This is a genomic window from Streptomyces sp. HUAS ZL42 (genome assembly GCF_040782645.1).
GTDB lineage: Bacteria > Actinomycetota > Actinomycetes > Streptomycetales > Streptomycetaceae > Streptomyces.
This window is the reverse complement of record NZ_CP160403.1, coordinates 6,921,568-6,937,622: the sequence shown is the minus strand read 5'-3', so window position 1 is coordinate 6,937,622 and position 16,055 is coordinate 6,921,568. Positions and strand designations below refer to the sequence as shown.

At 70.9% G+C, this 16,055-nt stretch carries 12 protein-coding genes, 1 other RNA gene and 1 pseudogene; 2 read left to right on the top strand and 12 right to left on the bottom strand.

From position 1 onward, the window contains the following. Nucleotides 1–311: 311 nt before the first annotated feature. The 6 genes from ABZO29_RS31665 to ABZO29_RS31640 all read right to left on the bottom strand — a co-directional run bounded on the left by ABZO29_RS31665 (nt 312) and on the right by ABZO29_RS31640 (nt 8,091). Entirely contained in the window at nt 312–1,136 is an 825-nt protein-coding gene (locus ABZO29_RS31665) for an ABC transporter ATP-binding protein (RefSeq protein ID WP_367323586.1), read from the bottom strand. After that, nucleotides 1,136–2,983, bottom strand: coding sequence for a dipeptide/oligopeptide/nickel ABC transporter permease/ATP-binding protein (locus ABZO29_RS31660; RefSeq protein WP_367323585.1), 1,848 nt, complete (start codon nt 2,981–2,983; stop codon nt 1,136–1,138). Before ABZO29_RS31660 ends, ABZO29_RS31665 begins: the two co-directional genes overlap by 1 nt. Further along, nucleotides 2,973–4,004 (bottom strand): ABC transporter permease, encoded by a 1,032-nt coding sequence (locus tag ABZO29_RS31655; protein ID WP_367323584.1) that lies wholly within the window; start codon nt 4,002–4,004, stop codon nt 2,973–2,975. The genes ABZO29_RS31660 and ABZO29_RS31655 overlap by 11 nt, the downstream gene beginning before the upstream one ends. Next, complete coding sequence (locus ABZO29_RS31650) at nt 4,001–5,431, bottom strand: amidase (RefSeq protein ID WP_367323583.1); 1,431 nt, start codon at nt 5,429–5,431, stop codon at nt 4,001–4,003. The genes ABZO29_RS31655 and ABZO29_RS31650 overlap by 4 nt, the downstream gene beginning before the upstream one ends. 126 nt (nt 5,432–5,557) lie before the next feature. Beyond that, nucleotides 5,558–7,138, bottom strand: a complete 1,581-nt coding sequence (locus tag ABZO29_RS31645; protein ID WP_367323582.1) for an ABC transporter substrate-binding protein — start codon at nt 7,136–7,138, stop codon at nt 5,558–5,560. A gap of 269 nt (nt 7,139–7,407) precedes the next feature. Further along, nucleotides 7,408–8,091 carry a TetR/AcrR family transcriptional regulator gene (locus ABZO29_RS31640; RefSeq protein WP_367323581.1) on the bottom strand — a complete coding sequence of 228 codons (684 nt, stop codon included), beginning with the start codon at nt 8,089–8,091 and terminating at the stop codon, nt 7,408–7,410. 802 nt (nt 8,092–8,893) lie between these two features. Between ABZO29_RS31640 and ABZO29_RS31635 the strand changes: the two genes are divergently transcribed. Then, nucleotides 8,894–10,138, top strand: coding sequence for an MFS transporter (locus ABZO29_RS31635; RefSeq protein ID WP_367323580.1), 1,245 nt, complete (start codon nt 8,894–8,896; stop codon nt 10,136–10,138). Nucleotides 10,139–10,221: 83 nt separating this feature from the next. On the opposite strand, the pseudogene ABZO29_RS31630 reads toward ABZO29_RS31635, so the two are convergent. The 6 genes and pseudogenes from ABZO29_RS31630 to ABZO29_RS31605 form a co-directional block, all read right to left on the bottom strand. Then, nucleotides 10,222–10,353, bottom strand: a pseudogene (locus tag ABZO29_RS31630) (IS256 family transposase); the annotation flags it as partial. A 379-nt stretch (nt 10,354–10,732) separates the two neighbouring features. Then, nucleotides 10,733–11,136: RNase P RNA component class A (gene rnpB / locus ABZO29_RS31625), an RNA gene on the bottom strand. Between the two features lie 18 nt (nt 11,137–11,154). Continuing rightward, nucleotides 11,155–12,129, bottom strand: a complete 975-nt coding sequence (locus ABZO29_RS31620) for a DMT family transporter (RefSeq protein ID WP_367323579.1) — start codon at nt 12,127–12,129, stop codon at nt 11,155–11,157. A 19-nt stretch (nt 12,130–12,148) separates the two neighbouring features. Then, a complete protein-coding gene (locus ABZO29_RS31615) occupies nt 12,149–12,982 on the bottom strand; it encodes an AraC family transcriptional regulator (protein ID WP_367323578.1) in 834 nt (277 codons plus the stop codon). Nucleotides 12,983–13,044: 62 nt separating this feature from the next. Next, nucleotides 13,045–13,620, bottom strand: coding sequence for a Uma2 family endonuclease (locus ABZO29_RS31610; protein ID WP_367323577.1), 576 nt, complete (start codon nt 13,618–13,620; stop codon nt 13,045–13,047). Nucleotides 13,621–13,722: 102 nt separating this feature from the next. Beyond that, nucleotides 13,723–15,168: an RNB domain-containing ribonuclease gene (locus ABZO29_RS31605; protein ID WP_367323576.1), complete on the bottom strand. Its 1,446-nt coding sequence runs from the start codon at nt 15,166–15,168 to the stop codon at nt 13,723–13,725. A 72-nt stretch (nt 15,169–15,240) separates the two neighbouring features. On the opposite strand from ABZO29_RS31605, the gene yaaA reads away from it, so the two are divergent. Further along, complete coding sequence (gene yaaA, locus ABZO29_RS31600; protein ID WP_367323575.1) at nt 15,241–16,023, top strand: peroxide stress protein YaaA; 783 nt, start codon at nt 15,241–15,243, stop codon at nt 16,021–16,023. The last annotated feature ends 32 nt before the right edge of the window (nt 16,024–16,055 follow it).

The following is a 16,055-nucleotide window of genomic DNA, read 5'->3' as shown; positions in this document are numbered from 1 at the left end:
GGCAACCTTTCCATCCCGATCGGCTACCAAGGACCTGTCGTCAAATTGCCGTCGTCCGCCCGGAGGGCGGGCCCGGCGGCGTCTGGTGCGTGCGATCGCAAGGCGCCGGAGCGCCCTCGTGGCGGAGCCACGTGGGCGGTTCGGCAACGCGGCGAGGGTGCGTGACTTGCACACCTGTGGGGCGCCGACAGCACCACCACCCAGCCGGCAAAGGGGCCGACGACCGGCGAGGTCGAGGCCCACGGCGCCGCACGACCCGCCGACCGCATGGGCCGGTCCGCGGGCTGGAAGCCGCACCGCGTCCGGTCGATTCACGTCGTGGCGGGCTCGTCGTCGAGGCGGAACCTCGGGTCGCCCGGGACGGACGCGAGGAGTTGAGCGGTGTACGGGTGGTTCGGCCTGGCGAAGGTGGCTCCGGTCGGGCCGAGTTCGACGAGGTCCCCGTGCAGCAGGACCGCGACCGTGTCGCTGACGTGCCGGACGACGGCCAGGTCGTGTGAGATGAACAGCATCGTCAGCGAGAGCCGGCGGCGCAGATCGGCGAGCAGGTTGAGGATCTCGGCCTGGGTCGTCAGGTCGAGGGCCGAGGTGATCTCGTCGGCGATGACGAACCGGGGACGCGGTGCGAGGGCTCGTGCGATCGCCAGCCGCTGCCGTTGGCCGCCGGAGAACTCGTGCGGGTAGCGGTCCATGGTGTCAGGGTCGAGGCTCACCTGGCTGAGCAGCTCGGCGATCCGGGCCCGGACCGGTTTGACCCTGGCCCGGATCGGATCGAGTGCCTCGGCGAGCGACTGCGCGACGGTGCGCCGCGGGTCGAACGAGGAGTACGGGTCCTGCGGGACCATCTGGACCGTCGCGGCTCCCGCCCGTCCGCGCGAGGTGCGCAGCGGGGCGTCGTCCACGAGGATCCGGCCGCTCGACGGCCTGTGGACGCCGACGAGTGTCCGCGCGAGCGTCGTCTTGCCCGACCCGGACTCGCCGACGAGTGCGAGAGTGGTGCCCCGGGGGATGTCGAACGAGACTTCCTTGAGCACCCTGCGGGCCGCGGCGCCGTGGCCGAGCTCGACGGTGAGGCCCTCGACGCGCAGCAGCGGGGCGGCCGCCTGCCGGTCCGGTGCGGTGGCGGTGGCGGACATCATCGGCTCCCTTCCGCGGCCGGGGGGCGGTCCGCGGCTTTGTCGGAAAGGTCGTCCGACGGCGCCTCGCTCGGCTGCGCCGAAGGCGCGCCGGCCGTCCACCGGACGGCGCTGAGGGTTCCGCCGGCCTCGACCGCGGCGGGCGTCGCCGCGAGCAACGCGCGGGTGTACGGGTGGGTGGCCCTCCCCCGGCCCAGGTCGCCGCCGGTCGTCCGGTCGACGACCCGGCCGCCGTGGAGCACCAGGACGGTGTCACAGAGCACGCCGACCACGCCGATGTCGTGCGAGATGAACAGCATCGCCGTACCGTGCTCGCGGTTGATGCGCCGGAACTGGCGCAGCACCTCCGCCTGGACGGTGACATCGAGGGCCGTCGTCGGCTCGTCGGCGATGAGCAGCCGCGGGTTCGTCGTCATCGCGGAGGCGATCGAGGCGCGCTGGAGCATGCCGCCGCTCAGCTCGTGCGGATGCTGGCGCAGCCGCCGGTCCGGCTCGGTGACGTGGATGTCGGCCAGGGCGCGGACCATGTCCCGCGCGGCCTGACGCCGGGGCGTCCCCAGATGCACCCTGGCCACCTCGGTGAGCTGGGTGCCGAGCCTCAGCGCGGGGTTGAACGTGCCGATCGGGTCCTGGTAGACGATGCCGATCTCGGTCGCGAGGCGTCGCTCCGGCGGTGTTCCGAGCAGGTCGAGGTCGCCGAGGGCAAGGCGCGACGCGTGCGCCCGTACGCCCTCGGGGAGCAGGCCCGCGACCGCCATGGCGATGGTGGACTTGCCCGAGCCCGACTCCCCGACGAGGCCGACGATCTGGCCGGCCCCGATGGTGAACGACACGTCGTCGACGAGTGTCCGGTCACCGGCCCGCACGGTCAGCCCGGCGACGGTCAGCAGGCCGTCCTGCTCCGTGCCGGCCGCTGCCCCCGCACCGCCCGCCGCCAAAGGCGCCTGCGCCGCGCCGTCCTGTACCGGGGTGGCCGGGCCCGCCGCGTCCGCCGTCCTGGCCGGTGCGGGCGCTGTGCCGCGGGTTCGCGGGTCGACGAGTGAGGCCACGCCGTCTCCGAGGAGCATGGCGCCCACACCGGTGACGATGAGCATGATCGACGGAGCGAGGACGACCGACGGCTGGGCGAAGATCGACGGCAGCGCCTCGTTGAGCAGCCGGCCCCAGTCGTACTGCGGGTTCTGCACACCGAGTCCGACGAAAGACAGACTGCTGATGTCGAGCAGGGACAGGGTGAAGCTCGAACTGAAGAGCACCAGCAGCGGCCCGCTGATGTTCGGCAGGACATGCCGGCCCAGGATGCGCAGGCCGGGAACGCCAAGCAGGCGCGCGGTGAGGACGTAGTCCTTGTCCGCGACGGTCGCGGCGAGATTCGCCGTCAACCGCGCGAACCCGGGGACGCCGGCGACGGCGATCGCGACGATCGCGGACCCCGTGCCCGGCCCGAGCACGGCCGCGATGACGAGGGCGAGGACGAGCGAGGGGAAGGCCACCGCCGAGTCGATGAGCCGCAGACAGGTCTCGCGCAGCCACCCGGGTGCGAGGTGGACCAGCGCGCCGATCGCGACGCCGGCGACGAACGAGGCGGCGGTGGCGGCGGCGGCCATGAGCAGGGTGAGCCGGGTCGCGACGAGCGCCCGGGCGAGGACGTCACGGCCGAAGGCGTCGGTGCCGAGGAGATGCTCGGCAACGGGCCCGAGCCGGGTGTCGTCGGTGAGGGTCTCGGCGGAGCCGCTCAGCAGCAGCGGGGCTGCGAGGGCCACGACGAGGAGCAGTCCGAGGATCACCGCGCCGGACAGCAGCGACGGGTTGCGGCGCCATCGGCGCACGGTCGCGTCAGTGGCCACGACGACCTCCCTCAAGAGTGCGGGGGTCGACGATCCCGAGGACGACGTCGACGAGGAGGTTGACGAGCAGGGCGAGCATGCCGACGACGAGGATGATGCCCTGGATCACCGGATAGTCCTTGTAGATGATCGCCTGGACGACCTCGGTGCCGAGCCCGGGATAGGTGAAGACGTTCTCCAGGATGATCGTCCCGCCGAGCAGGGACGTGAGGACGAGACCGCTCAGGGTGAGGACACTCGTCACGAGGTTGGGCAGCGCGTGGCGGAGATGGAGACGCACGGATCCCAGGCGGTGGCCGCGAGCGGTCCTCATGTAGTCCTGGGCCAGCACCGAGGCCGTCTCCTGCCGGACGACCCGGGCGATGGCGAAGGCCGGACCGATGCAGAGCGCGGCGATCGGCAGGACGAGCGCGCTCGGTGTCGTGGCGCCGCCGGACGGCAGCAGCCCGAGGCTGATCGAGAACAAAACGATGAGGAGGGTCGCGACGACGTAGACCGGCGCCGACGCGAGGAGCCCGGCGACCGTGCCGAAGCCGACGCCGAGCCGGCGGCGGCGTCCGTCACGGGTGAGGACACCGACGGCCATGCCCAGCGGGACGGCGATGACCAGGGAGAGCAGGACGGCCGGGATGACGAGCTGGACGGTGTACGGCAACCGGGTCGCGACGATGTCCGCGACCGGGGTGTCGAACCGGAACGAGGTGCCGAGCCGTCCGGACGCGATGTCGCCGAGGTAGTGGACGAACCGCGTCGCCAGCGGCTCGTCGAGGCCCAGTCGTTCGCGTATCGCCGCGAGCGTGGCCGGGGACGAGTTGGTGCCGGCGATCGCGCGGGCCGGGTCCCCGGGCAGCAGGGGCACGATGAGGAACGTCACGAGGACGAGCAGCAGCATGGACATCAGCAGCCCGCCCGCCCGGCGGACGGCGAACCCGGCCCAGCCACCGGCCAGCCGCAGCCGGGGAACGCGTCTGACGGGTGCGGCAGGCAGCGGCCCGGTCGGGACCGCGGACCCGGCGCTCACAGCGCCGCCGCCGCGAGCGCCGCGTCGTCCGGGTGCCGCTCGTGCCAGCGGAACCGCGGTTCGAGCTGGGCCGAGAGTCGCAGCAGCGTCGCCTCGTCGTAGGGCGCGCCGACGAGTTGCGCACCGACCGGCAGTCCGTCCGCGGTCATGTGGACGGGCAGCGAGATGGCGGGCAGCCCGGCGATGTTGACGAACGCGGTGAACGAGACCATCCGGGTCTCGGTGTGCCGCGGGCCGTCCGGGTCGGAGTTCGCCTCGTCGTACACGGGGCCGACCGGTGGCGCCACGACCGCCGTGGTCGGGGTGAGGAGAACGTCGAAGTCACGGCCCCACTGGGCGACCACCTCGCGTGACTCGGCCTGCAGGCGCGCCGCCGTCCGGGCGTAGTCGCCCGCGGTGACCTCGAGGGCGGTCTCCCGGCGGCGCCGGATGTAGGGGTCCACCGCGTCGGGATCGTCGAGCTCGATGGCGTAGGTGGAGGCACTGATGATCGTCCAGGTGAAGCCCATGATCGCCTCGTACGAGAACATCTTCGGGCGGGCCTCGACGACGTCGTGTCCCAGGTCGCGCAGTGCCTGCGCGGCCGTCAGCGCCGCCGTGCGGCACTCCTCGTCGACCGGCAGCCCGGTCGGCGCGTCGAGGAGCAGGCCGATCCGCAGCCGCCCGGGATCGGCACCGACCTCCTCGATGTACGGGCGACCCGGTTCGGGCGCGCTGTACCAGGCGAGCTGGTCGGCACGGCCCATGACGTCGAGCATCAGGGCCGCGTCGCGCACGGTGCGGGTGATCGCGCCTTCGGTCGTCGAGTGTTCCCAGCCCCGGACGAACGCGGGCACGCGTCCCCGGCTCGGTTTGAGGCCCACGAGGCCGGTGACGGACGCCGGGACCCGGATCGATCCGCCGCCGTCGGAGGCGTGTGCCACCGGGGCGAGCCCGGCCGCGACGGCCGCCGACGCGCCGCCGCTCGACCCGCCGGAGGTGTGCGCCGGGTTCCACGGGTTGCGCGTCTTGCCGTGCCGGGCGTTCTCGGAGACGGTCAGAGCGCCGAACTCCGGTGAGTTCGTCCGGCCGAGGGGGATCGCGCCGGCGTCGAGGAGGAGCTGGATGTCGGGGTCCGTGACCGTCTGCGGGGTGTCCCGGATGGCCAGTGAGGACATCGTGTTGGGTTGCCCCGCCACGGAGTTGAGGTCCTTGATCGGGACGGGGACGCCGTGCAGCGGGCCGAGCGGCTCGCCGCGCAGCACCGCTCGCTCGGCCTCGACGGCCGCCGCGCGCACGGCGTCGGCGTCGAGCCAGACGACGGCGTTGACGGCGGGATTGATCCGCTCGATGCGGTCGAGGTAGGTCTCGGCCACCTCCACCGGGCTGACCTCTTTCGTGCGCACGAGGTCGGCGATCTGCTGGGCGGTACTGAAGGGGTCGATCACCAGGGGACTCCTGTCGGAAAGGTGCAAGGGTCTCGGTGCGGGGCGCCGGAACAGCGCGGGGATTCTCCGTGCCGGACGGTCGGGTCCGGCCGCGTGGGTCTCCGCCGCGTGCGGGCGGCCTGTCCGTCAGCCGGTGACGCGCAGGATGGGGTCGTCGAGCGAGCCGCCGAGCATCTGCGCGCTGAATCCCTTGCGCAGTGCGTAGATGAACGGGTCGTTGACCAGCGGCACCGCGTCCACCTGCGAGATCAGGGCCTTGGCGGCCTTCTGGTAGGCGGCGCAGCGGGCCTTGACGGTCGTCGCCTCGGCGCCCTGGGCGAAGGCCTTGTCAAGCGCGGGGTTCTTCACCGCGCCGAGGTTGCCGCCGCCTTCGGGGACGGTCGGACCCACGAAGTGGCCGAGCGGGTTGGCGAGGCTGCCGAGGAAGTTGAGGTCGGCGAAGACCGTGAGGTCCCAGGCGTCGGGCTTGCCGAACACGGTCCCGACCCAGGCCCCGACGTCGACGTTGGCGAGGGTGACGTCCGCGCCCGCGGCCCGCAGCGCCTCCTGGATGTACTGGTTTCCGGCGCCGGCCGGCCCGACGACCTGGGGGCCGACGAGGCGGATCTTCTTGCCCTTGAGCACGGCCGCCGCCGCGGCTTTGTCCTTCGATACGAGGAAGGAGGAGCCAGGATCGTTGCAGGGGACGCCCTTCTGCACGAACATCGTCGACGGCTCACCGGTGTCCTTCGAGACGACCTTGGTGAAGGCGGCGCGGTCGACGGCCTGGGCGACTGCCCGGCGGGTGGCGACGTCCGCGAAGACCGTGCCGGGTCGTTCGTTGAAGAGCAGGTAGAAGTCGGAGAACCGGCTGACGCTCACGGAGTGGCCGCCCACGCCGTCGAAGCGCGGGATGCCCGAGGCGTCGATCTTGCCGATGTCGAGCTGGCCGCTCGTCACGAGGTTGCCTGTCGCGGTCGGGTCGGGCGAGACCAGGTACTCCAGCGTCGTGGCGACCTTGCCGGAGATCTTCGTGCGCCAGGCCGGCCATGCCTTGTACTCCGGGCGAAGCGTGTAGGAGTACGAGACGCCTGACTGGGACTTCTGAAGAAGATACGGGCCGGACTGGGACCCCTTGGCCTTACCGGCGGCGAGGGCCTTGAGGTCCTTGAGTCCCGCCGGGCAGACGATGCCCGTGCTCGCGACCGACAGGCCGGTGACCATGTCGCCCCACGGCCTGGCGAGCGTGATCTTCACCGTCCGCGCCGCGTCGTCGGCGGTCACCTTCACCGTGTTGCCCGGGCCGAAGACCGTGGGGAGATCGGGCGCCGCCGTCTTCGGGTCGATGTAGCGGTCGAGGGACGCCTTGACGACCGTCGGCGTGATCGGCGTCCCGTCGGCGCAGGTCGCGTCGGTGCGCAGGGTGAACGTTGCCGAGGTCGGCGTGTTCTCCCACTTGGTGGCGAGCCCGCCGACGAGCCCGCCGTCGTCCTTGCGCACGAGGGTGTCGTAACTGTTCCGGGCGAGCAGGTAGTCCGGCAGGGACAGAGCCTTGGCCGGGTCGAAGCCGGCCGGCACGTCGATCGTCGTCCGGATCTTCGTCACCGTTGCGGTACCGCCGCTGCTCGGGTCTCCGGACGTCGATCCCGTGGTGGTACAGCCGGCGAGCACGGCCGTCATGGCGACTGCTGCAGTCGCAGGGACCGCGCGGGTACGGGTCTGGCGCATGGGTGCTCCTGAGAGGGATGTCGGGCTCTGCGCAGGTCGCACGGGAGGGCAGGACGAGCGCGAGCGGTTCAGGGCGGAGGCGGTGCGCGCGGCCCTCGTTGGGCGCCGCGTGGAAGCGAGCCGTGGAGCACTCGGTGTGGAGAGGATGCAGCCAAGTGAACGGCTTAGTCAATAGCATTCACTATCTTTGTGTACGCCGGACCCGCCTCCGTTTTTCGGCCGTGGAAGGTTGCCGGGCGGTAGCCGTGAAGCCTGACGCAGGGCGCGCGTCAGTCGCGCGGGAGCGTCGCCGCCTCCGCCTCGAGGGCCGTGAGGAGGATGTCCGTCTGCCGGCGGAAGACGTCGGTCATGTCGATGCTGCGCAGGTGTTCCTTTGCCGCCTCGGCGTAGGGGTACATGGCAGGATCCCCCGGCTGGTACTCCTGCACCCAGTTCACCTCGGCGCCGAACCGCTGGTTGACGAGCCGCCAGGCGTTGTTGCTCGCCATGGCGAGGATGAAGTTCGAGAACGCCTGGTAGTGCAGGACCGCCGCCCGGCCGCGCCAGCCGCCGCGGTGGAACGCTTCCAGGACGGCGTCGACTGCACGCAACTCGTGCACGCCCCGGGTGACTCTCCCCATGCAGAGCGCGGCCGCCGCCGGGTGGTCCAGCGCGGTGTTCCAGGCACGAATCGCCAGGTCCCGCAGCGACTCGGCCCACGACTCGTGCGGCTCGTACCCCTCGAGGGAGATCCTGTCGAGCTCCTCCGCGACGGCGATCATGATGTGGTCGCGACTCGCGAAGTGCCGGTACACCGCGGTCGCGGAGGCGGACAGCTCCTTGCCGAGTCGCTGGAAGGTCAGCGCGTCCGGCCCGTCCTCGTCGAGGATCCGCAGCGCGGTCCCCGCGATCAGCCCCTGGGAAAGAGTTCCCCGTTGGAGCCGCTTCCTCGACCGGCCCCCCGCGACTGCCACTCGAACGCCTCCCTCGGACGGACGGCGAGCACACGCCGCCGCAGCCTGCGCCTCCTTATCGGCGACAAGGAAACCAGCCTAAGCGACTGGGCGGATCATCTTGGGCCCGGTCACCGGAGTGGCCATGCCCCCAGCTGTCCCTCCGGTCACGCTCTCCACAGTGGAAGGGGAAGCTCAGAGTCATCTTCCACACGGACCACGGTGGCGAATCCACATCCGAGGCGTCGCAGGTATCGCGAAGAGTGGCTGCGCGGCCGCTTCGGCCTCGAGGTCCAGGTACACGCCCCGCGTCTGCGAGTTGACGATCACGCCGCTCAACCCGAGCTCCCGGACTGCCCGAGGGAGCTCTCGTCATGGCGGCCAGTTCCCGCGCCAACGGGAGCTCGAACAGTTCCACGCCAGGGGTGGTAAGAGAGAGCACCTGGTGATGGATCCCCAGGTCCGCCATGTCGGAGAGCCGACGGTCCTCGAGGTCGGTGATGCGCGAGCGGAAGAGCTCGGTGTGCGCCGTCCGGTTGAGCAGGTAGTAGCTCCACAGGCTGCGGCCGCCGGCCGGCACCCTGAACCGATCCTCGGCGGGAGATCGGCACCGGGAATCATCCAGAAGACGGATAGGTGAGATCCACCAGTTGAATGGCGTAGGGGGTAGGCAACAGGGAGTAACTTGCCCGATAGTCGTGCAAGTCCAGACGCCCCCTCATTCCTCCGGGCGTTTCCCTTCGGTGCACTGGCGCTCCGCGGTGTGGCACGGCCACGCGGCAGCCTGCCGCGTGCCCTGTCACCGCCCGCGTGGAGGCCTTGCGTGCCCGGTTTCATTTCCTCACCCGTTCCCACCGACGGTTTCGCCGTCCGGAGCACCGAGCCCGTGCCGGAATCCGGGGGCAGTCTGCGCTTGACGCTCCTGATGAGCGGGAGTTGCCTGCCGGTCCTCGGCGCGGTGCTGCTCGCTCCTGTGTTGCCGAAGCTGCAGGAGCTGTTCAGCACGGTGCCGGACGCGGACGTACTGGTCCCGTTGATCCTCACGATTCCCGCGCTCACGCTCGCCCTGGTCGCCCCCCTCGCGGGTGTCCTGATCGACCGCCTGGGACGCAGGATTCCACTGGTCGTCGCGACCGTCCTGTACGCGCTGTTCGGCACCGCTCCGCTGTGGTTGGACTCGCTCGGTGCCATCGTGGCCAGCCGTGCCCTCCTCGGTGTCGCCGAGGCCTTCGTCATGACCTCCTGCACGACGCTGATCGGCGACTACTACGCGGGCCGGGCACGCGACCGCTACCTGGCCCTGCAGACGGTGTGCGCCACCATTTCCGCCACCGCCTGCTTCATACTCGGCGGGGCGATGGCCACCTCGGACTGGCGCGCCCCGTTCCAGCTCTACGCCGTCGGGCTGCTCCTCGCCCCCGCGATGGCCGCATTCCTGTCCAAGCCCGGGCCGGGCGCCCCCGTGGACGAGGCGCTCACCGTCGGGCGTCGGTCCTCCTCGGCCGGCCGGCTGGCCGGCATCTGCCTGCTCTCGGTGTTCGGTGGCATCGTCTTCTACGTCGTCCCGGCCGAGACGGCCTACCTGATGAACGGCCTGGGCATACAGTCCAGCGCCCTCATCGGCATGGTCACCGCGATCGCGAGCACGGCCACCGTCAGCGGCTCCGTCATCTTCGCCTCGATGATCGGCCGGCCGGAGCGCAGACTGGCCGCGATCTTCGCCCTGTGCGCAGCGGGGTTCGTGCTGATCAGCCTGGCCCACAACGTGGCGATTCTGATCTTCGGCACCTTCCTGAACTGCATCGGCACCGGCTTTCTGCTGCCCACGCTGCTCACCTGGGCCATGTCAAAGCTGGAATACCGCAACCGTGGCCGGGGCACCGGACTGTGGATCGCGTCGTTCTTCCTCGGGCAGTTCCTCTGCCCGCCCGCCCTGCTCGCCCTCAAGTCCGCCACCGGCCACCTCACGACGGCCGTCGGCGCCCTCGGCCTCGCCTCCGCGCTCGTGGCGGCCGGACTGCTGCCCCTCCTCCGGAAGACCAGCCCGCAGGAGACCCTGCAAGCGTGAGCCGGGCCGGGCCATCCGCGGCCGCCGGCCTGCGTGGTCAGCAGACGTTCGCGGTGGCCGTTGCGCCACGCCGTGCGCGTCCAGGGGTGCTCGCGCGGCGCAGCCCCGATCACCTCGGTGGCCTCGGCCTCGATGAGCTCCTGCAGGATGCGCTCGCACACCACCCTGATCGCTTCAACTCCGCCGGCCCGACGTAGTGACTCCAGCAGCCGCATCAGCTCAGACTGGGACAAGGCCATCGCGTGCTCCTCCGGTCGAACTGCCCGTTCACCAGGGAGACTTGCGCGATGGCCTGCCCTTGTTCAGGGAGCATGCACCGCCAGCGGATGCACACCCCGGGCAGACACCCGCGCGTTCCGGGACCCTGCCCGGCTACACCACTTCTTGGGACACGATCCCGGCCACTGATCCAGCAGGCAGGCGCGGGGGCTGCAGAGCCGTACTGGACCCCATTTGGCACCCGGATTGCCCGAATATGCGGCATGGGTGGCGGACGGAAACGACGATACCTGTAGCGCAGATTCGACCGGATTCGACCCCGCGGGTTTGTTCACCCGGTGAACATGGCCTCTGGCCTGCGGAAACGCGGAGCGGCAGACGAGTCGGGCTGTACGCCGGGTTCTGTTCCCCGGGGTCCTCGCGGGCCCCGGGGCGACGGCCATCCATCTAGGGCCGGCGTTGCCGTCGGCCTCGTGCGGTCTACCCGCGGACTCGGGCGGGCAGCCCTCGAACGTCCGCGCAGAGTGCCTTTTACAGCACTCCTTTTGACCTTGCTCCGGGTGGGGTTTACCTAGCTGCCCAGGTCACCCTGGGCACTGGTGGTCTCTTACACCACCGTTTCACCCTTACTGGGGGCCAAAGCCCCCGGCGGTTTGCTTTCTGTGGCACTGTCCCGCGGGTCACCCCGGGTGGCCGTTAGCCACCACCCTGCCCTTTGGAGCCCGGACGTTCCTCGGGAAGCCCCTGAGGGGACTCCACGCGGCCGTCCGCCCGGCTCGTCTGCCGTGTCGACCATGTTACCGGGCGCGCGCTTCGCCTCGGTCCCCCGGCCGGGGGGCCGGTCCGCGGCGCAGCCGCTCGCGGATGCTGCGTCCCCCGGGTTCGTCCAGCCCCGGGCGGACGTCTCGCCTTGGTCCGGCGGTCGCCGTCGCCAGTACCGAGCCCGCCAGGATCAGGGTGAAGGCCACGCCGATCGCCGCTGTCACCTCCTCGCCCAGGAACAGCGCGCCCGCCGCCACCGCGACCGCCGGGTTGACGTACGTGATGACCGTCGCCCTCGTCGGGCCCGCCTCCTTGATCAGCTCCATGAAGGCTACGAACGCCACCGCCGTGCAGATCACGCCCAGGGCGGCGAGCGCGGCCAGGACCGTGGCGGAGGGCATCTCAGACGGCCACGTCATCGCCGCAGCCGGTGCGTACACCAGCGCCGCCAGTGCCAGGCACGGGGCTGTGAGGTGGAGCGACGGGACGTCCTTCAGGTGGCGGGCCGCGATCAGGGGCGCCGTCGCGTAGCCCAGCACCGTCAGCAGCACCTCACCCAGGGAGCGCGCGTCGCCGCCCGTCAGGTGTGGGACGGTCAGTACCGCCACGCCTCCCAGGCCCAGGAACAGGCCCACCAGCCGCCGTACACCCAGCTTCTCCGTGTCTCCGAAGAAGCGGGCCAGGGCCACGCCCACGATCGGTACGCCCGCGATCAGCAGGCCCGCCGTGGAGCTGGAGAGGTGCCGTTCCGCGTCCGTCAGCGTGAACCACGGGCCGATGATCTCGATGCACGCGAAGGCCAGCATGGGGCGCCAGTGGGCGCGGACAGTGCCGAGCAGGCCGCCTTGTCGTAGGGCGAAAGGGAGCAGGAGCGCGGCGCCGAGGGCGCAGCGCGTGAACACCACCATGGAGGGGGACAACGAAGCATCCACCGCTACCTTGATCAGCAGGTAGGGGATGCCCCAGACCACTCCCATCAGGGAGAACAGGAACCAGCCGCGTGCAGTCATACGGCGAGTCTCGGCCGGGTCAGGCCCTGCGGTCTTGAACGCTGTTGCGGTACGCCGCCGGAGTGGCCCCCAGTACGCGGCGGAACCAGCGGGTGAGGTGTGCCTGGTCCGCGAAGCCCACCAGCGCTGCCACCTCCGCCGGGCGCAGGCCTGAATCCAGGAGGGCGCGGGCCCGCTTCACGCGGTACTGGGCCAGCCAGGCGTACGGCGGCACACCCATCGTCGTACGGAAGGCGCGTAGGAGCTGGTAGCGGGACAGGCCCAGGTCGGTGGCGAGGTCGGCCAGGGAGGGTGGGGAGAGGAGTTCGTCGGCCAGGCGGTCGCGGACGGTGTGGGCTATGTGGTCGGCGCCGGGGATGGTGTCCGTCGTCGGGCGGGCCGTCGAGTGGCGGCGGGCCAGGGCCGTGAGCAGCCAGGGGAGGCGGGACTCGGCCTCCAGAGGGTCCGGGCAGGCACTGAGTTCTGTGTGGGTCACGCGGAGGGCCGCGGCCAGTTCACCGTCGTCGAGCAGGGGCTCACGGAAGTCTGGGAGGCCGCCGCCCTGGATGCCGTCGGTGAGGAGGGACGGCTCGGCGTACAGGGCGCGGTACGCGTAGCCGTCGGTGGCGTTGTCGGGGCCGCCGGTGTGCATCTCGCCGGGGGCGAGGACGACGATCGAGCCGGGGCCGGTGCGGATGCGGCCGCCGCGGTAGTCGATGAACTCGGAGCCGCCGACGCAGACGCCGATGGTGAACTCGTCATGGGCGTGCGGGGCGTAGACGTGCTTGTCGAAGCAGGCGGTGAGCAGGTAGAGCGGGGGGCCGCAGCGGCCCAGCCTTGCCCTGGTCCACAGGGCCTGTTCTCTTGCGCTCACCTCGCACCCCCTCACGTTCTAGGGGTGCAACGCCTTCAGGTCCCTATTCCATCCCGGGGGGCTTAGAGGAAGTCGCTCGTGTCCAAGTCGAACGCGAAGGGCTCCGGGAGGGTCAGGGGCTTACCGAAGGCGAGGGTGCAGTGCTGCTGGTAATCGCTCTTCTCCGGATCGCTGAACAGGGTGACCTGGGAGACGTCCCGGTCGACGAGCAGATAGAGGGGGATGCCTCCGCGGGCGTAGCAGCGACGTTTGACCTCACGGTCGTTCCTGGGCTTGGTGGATGTCACTTCCAGCACCATGGCAACGCCGCGGCAGGGCATCCAGGGCTCGGCGCCCCTGTAAAGCCGCAGCTCCCCGGGAGCGAATGTGCCATCAGGGATCACGTGGTCTTTCGGGCAGCCCTCCGCTTTTCCAAGCTTCAGGCCCTTGTTCCCGGAGAACTGCATGTCGGTCCGGGACCGCCTGATCACCTGGCCCACGATCAGGCCGATGTAGTCTTCGTGGTCCCCGTCCGGCGGCGGCGTCACGACGATCTCCCCCTCGATCAGCTCGGCCCGGAAGCCCTCCGGCGTCTCCAGGGCGAGAAACCACTCAAGCAGGAGCTCCTGCGTGATCGGTTCGTGTGCCACGGCAGTCATGTCACGCCCCTCCTTCGGTCGCTCGCCATGGTGGGTCATCGGCTGATCACCTGTCCGTGAGATTGGGACCCGTTCCCTCGATCGTGGCACACGATCACGGGATCACGCGGGCGCGAAGCTCACCTTCGCCGCTGCCGGATCGGCCTGCGTGAGCCGGACCCGTAGCCGCTCCCCCAGCGGAAGGCTCTCCCCCTCGATCCGCGCAATAATCGCCGGGGACTCCAACTGCACCTTCCCGACGGTCGGTTGGTCTTCTTCCACGTCCACCACACACCCGTCGAAGACCTCGCCGACCCGGTCCTGCAACACCGCGGCCTCGACGATGTCCACGCACGTGCGCTCGACCGTCCCCGCGCGTCTGCCGCCGTCCGCCATCTCCTTCGGCAACGCGTCCAGCGCGGCGAGCACCCACTCGGGCGGAGCCTCACCAGCGACCGCGGCCAGGCACAGCTCCGCCGCGTACCGGTCGGCCAGGCGGCGCAGTGGGGCCGTGCAGTGTGTGTACGGCGCCGCCACCGCCGAGTGTGTCGTGATCTCCGGGAGCTTGCCGTCCCGGAACACCGTGTAGCCGGCGCCGCGCAGCAGCGTCGTGCACTCCTGGAGGAAGGCCGCGTGGCGCGTGTTGTGCGGGTCCAGGGAGCGGACCAGTTCCGCGTACGAGACGTGGTGCGGCCAGTCGATGTGCAGGGCGTGGGCCGTGCGGCGGAGGCGGCCGACCGCGCCGGACGGGGCGGCGGGCAGGGTGCGGAGCACTCCCGTGCCGTACGCGAGCATCACGTCCGCCGCCGCCATGCCCGTCAGCAGGGAGATCTGGGCGTTCCAGGCGTCTGCGGGGTGCGGGGCGCGGTACGTCAGTTCGTACGCACCGTCGTCCTTCGCCACGATCTCCTGCTCGGGCACGTTGAGCGAGATGCCGCCCCGCTCCACTTCCAGCCGCTCCCGCAGCCGCCCGATCACCTTGAGCAGCGCCAGCGGTTCCTCCGCCGTGCCGTCGTCGATCTGCTTCTGTACGCCCGCGTAGTCGAGCCTGGCCCGGCTGCGGACCTGGGCGCGGTGGACGTCGACCGCGAGCGTACGGCCGTCCGCGTCCAGGTCGATCGTCCACATCACCGCCGGGCGGGGCTCGTCCGGGAGCAGGCTCGCTGCGGCCTCGCTCAGCACCGGCGGGTGCAGCGGGATCCTCTCGTCCGGGAAGTAGAGGGTCGTCACCCGGCGGTGGGCCTCCGCGTCCAGCGGTCCGCCCGGTACGACGAAGGCGGCGACGTCTGCGATGGCGTACCGGACGCGGTAGCCGGTGCCCTGACGGGAGAGGTGCAGGGCCTGGTCGAGGTCCCTGGAGGTGGGCGGGTCGATGGTGAAGAAGGGGATGTCGGTGGCGTCGTACGAGTCGTACGACGGGAGCGCCGGTGCCTGCGCCGTTCGTTCCGCCTCTGCCAGGGCCTCGGGCGGGAACCTCTCGGGGATTCCGAGTCGGGTGCGCAGCGCTGTGAGCGCGGCCCGGAGGGGGGCTTCGGGGGCGCCGGTCACGCGGATGTGGCGGCGGGGCATGGAACGAGAGTAGGACCGGGACCCCTGCCTGGCACGCCGTACGCTGTCCCGGAGCCAAGAGAAGGAGACCCCGTGCTTGTCCTGTTGCCGCCCTCCGAAGGCAAGGCATCCTCCGGGCGTGGCGCCCCTCTGAAGCTGGAGTCGCTGTCCTTGCCGGGGCTGACCGCCACCCGTGAGGCCGTCCTCGGCGAACTCGTCGAGTTGTGCGCGAGTGACGAGGACAAGGCTCGCGAGGTGCTCGGGCTGAGTGAGGGGCTGCGGGGCGAGGTCGCGAAGAACGTCGAGCTTCGGACCGCCGGAGCGCGGCCCGCCGGGGAGATCTACACCGGGGTGCTGTACGACGCCCTCGACCTGGCATCCCTCGATACGGCCGCCAAGAGGCGGGCCACCCGCTCTCTGCTCGTCTTCTCCGGGCTGTGGGGTGCGGTCCGCGTGACCGACAAGATCCCCTCCTACCGCTGCTCGATGGGCGTCAAGCTGCCTGCGCTCGGGGCCCTGGGCGCGTACTGGCGTGCACCGATGGCCGCCGCCCTCCCCGAGGCTGCCGGGGACGGGCTCGTCCTGGACCTGCGGTCCTCCGCCTACGCGGCCGCCTGGAAGCCTAAAGGTGAGGTCGCCGGGCGGACTGCGACCGTGCGCGTACTGCACGCGCCTACCCGGAAGGTCGTCAGCCACTTCAACAAGGCGACCAAGGGGCGGATCGTACGGAGTCTGTTGACGGCGGGTGCGGCGCCCTCCGGGCCGGCGGAGCTCGTCGAGACGCTGCGAGACCTCGGATACGTCGTGGAGGTCGACGCTCCGGTGGGGGCCGGTAAGGCGTGGACTCTCGACGTGCTGGTGACCGAAGTCCACTGACACCAACCCCCATGCTCCATTGCAGCATGCGC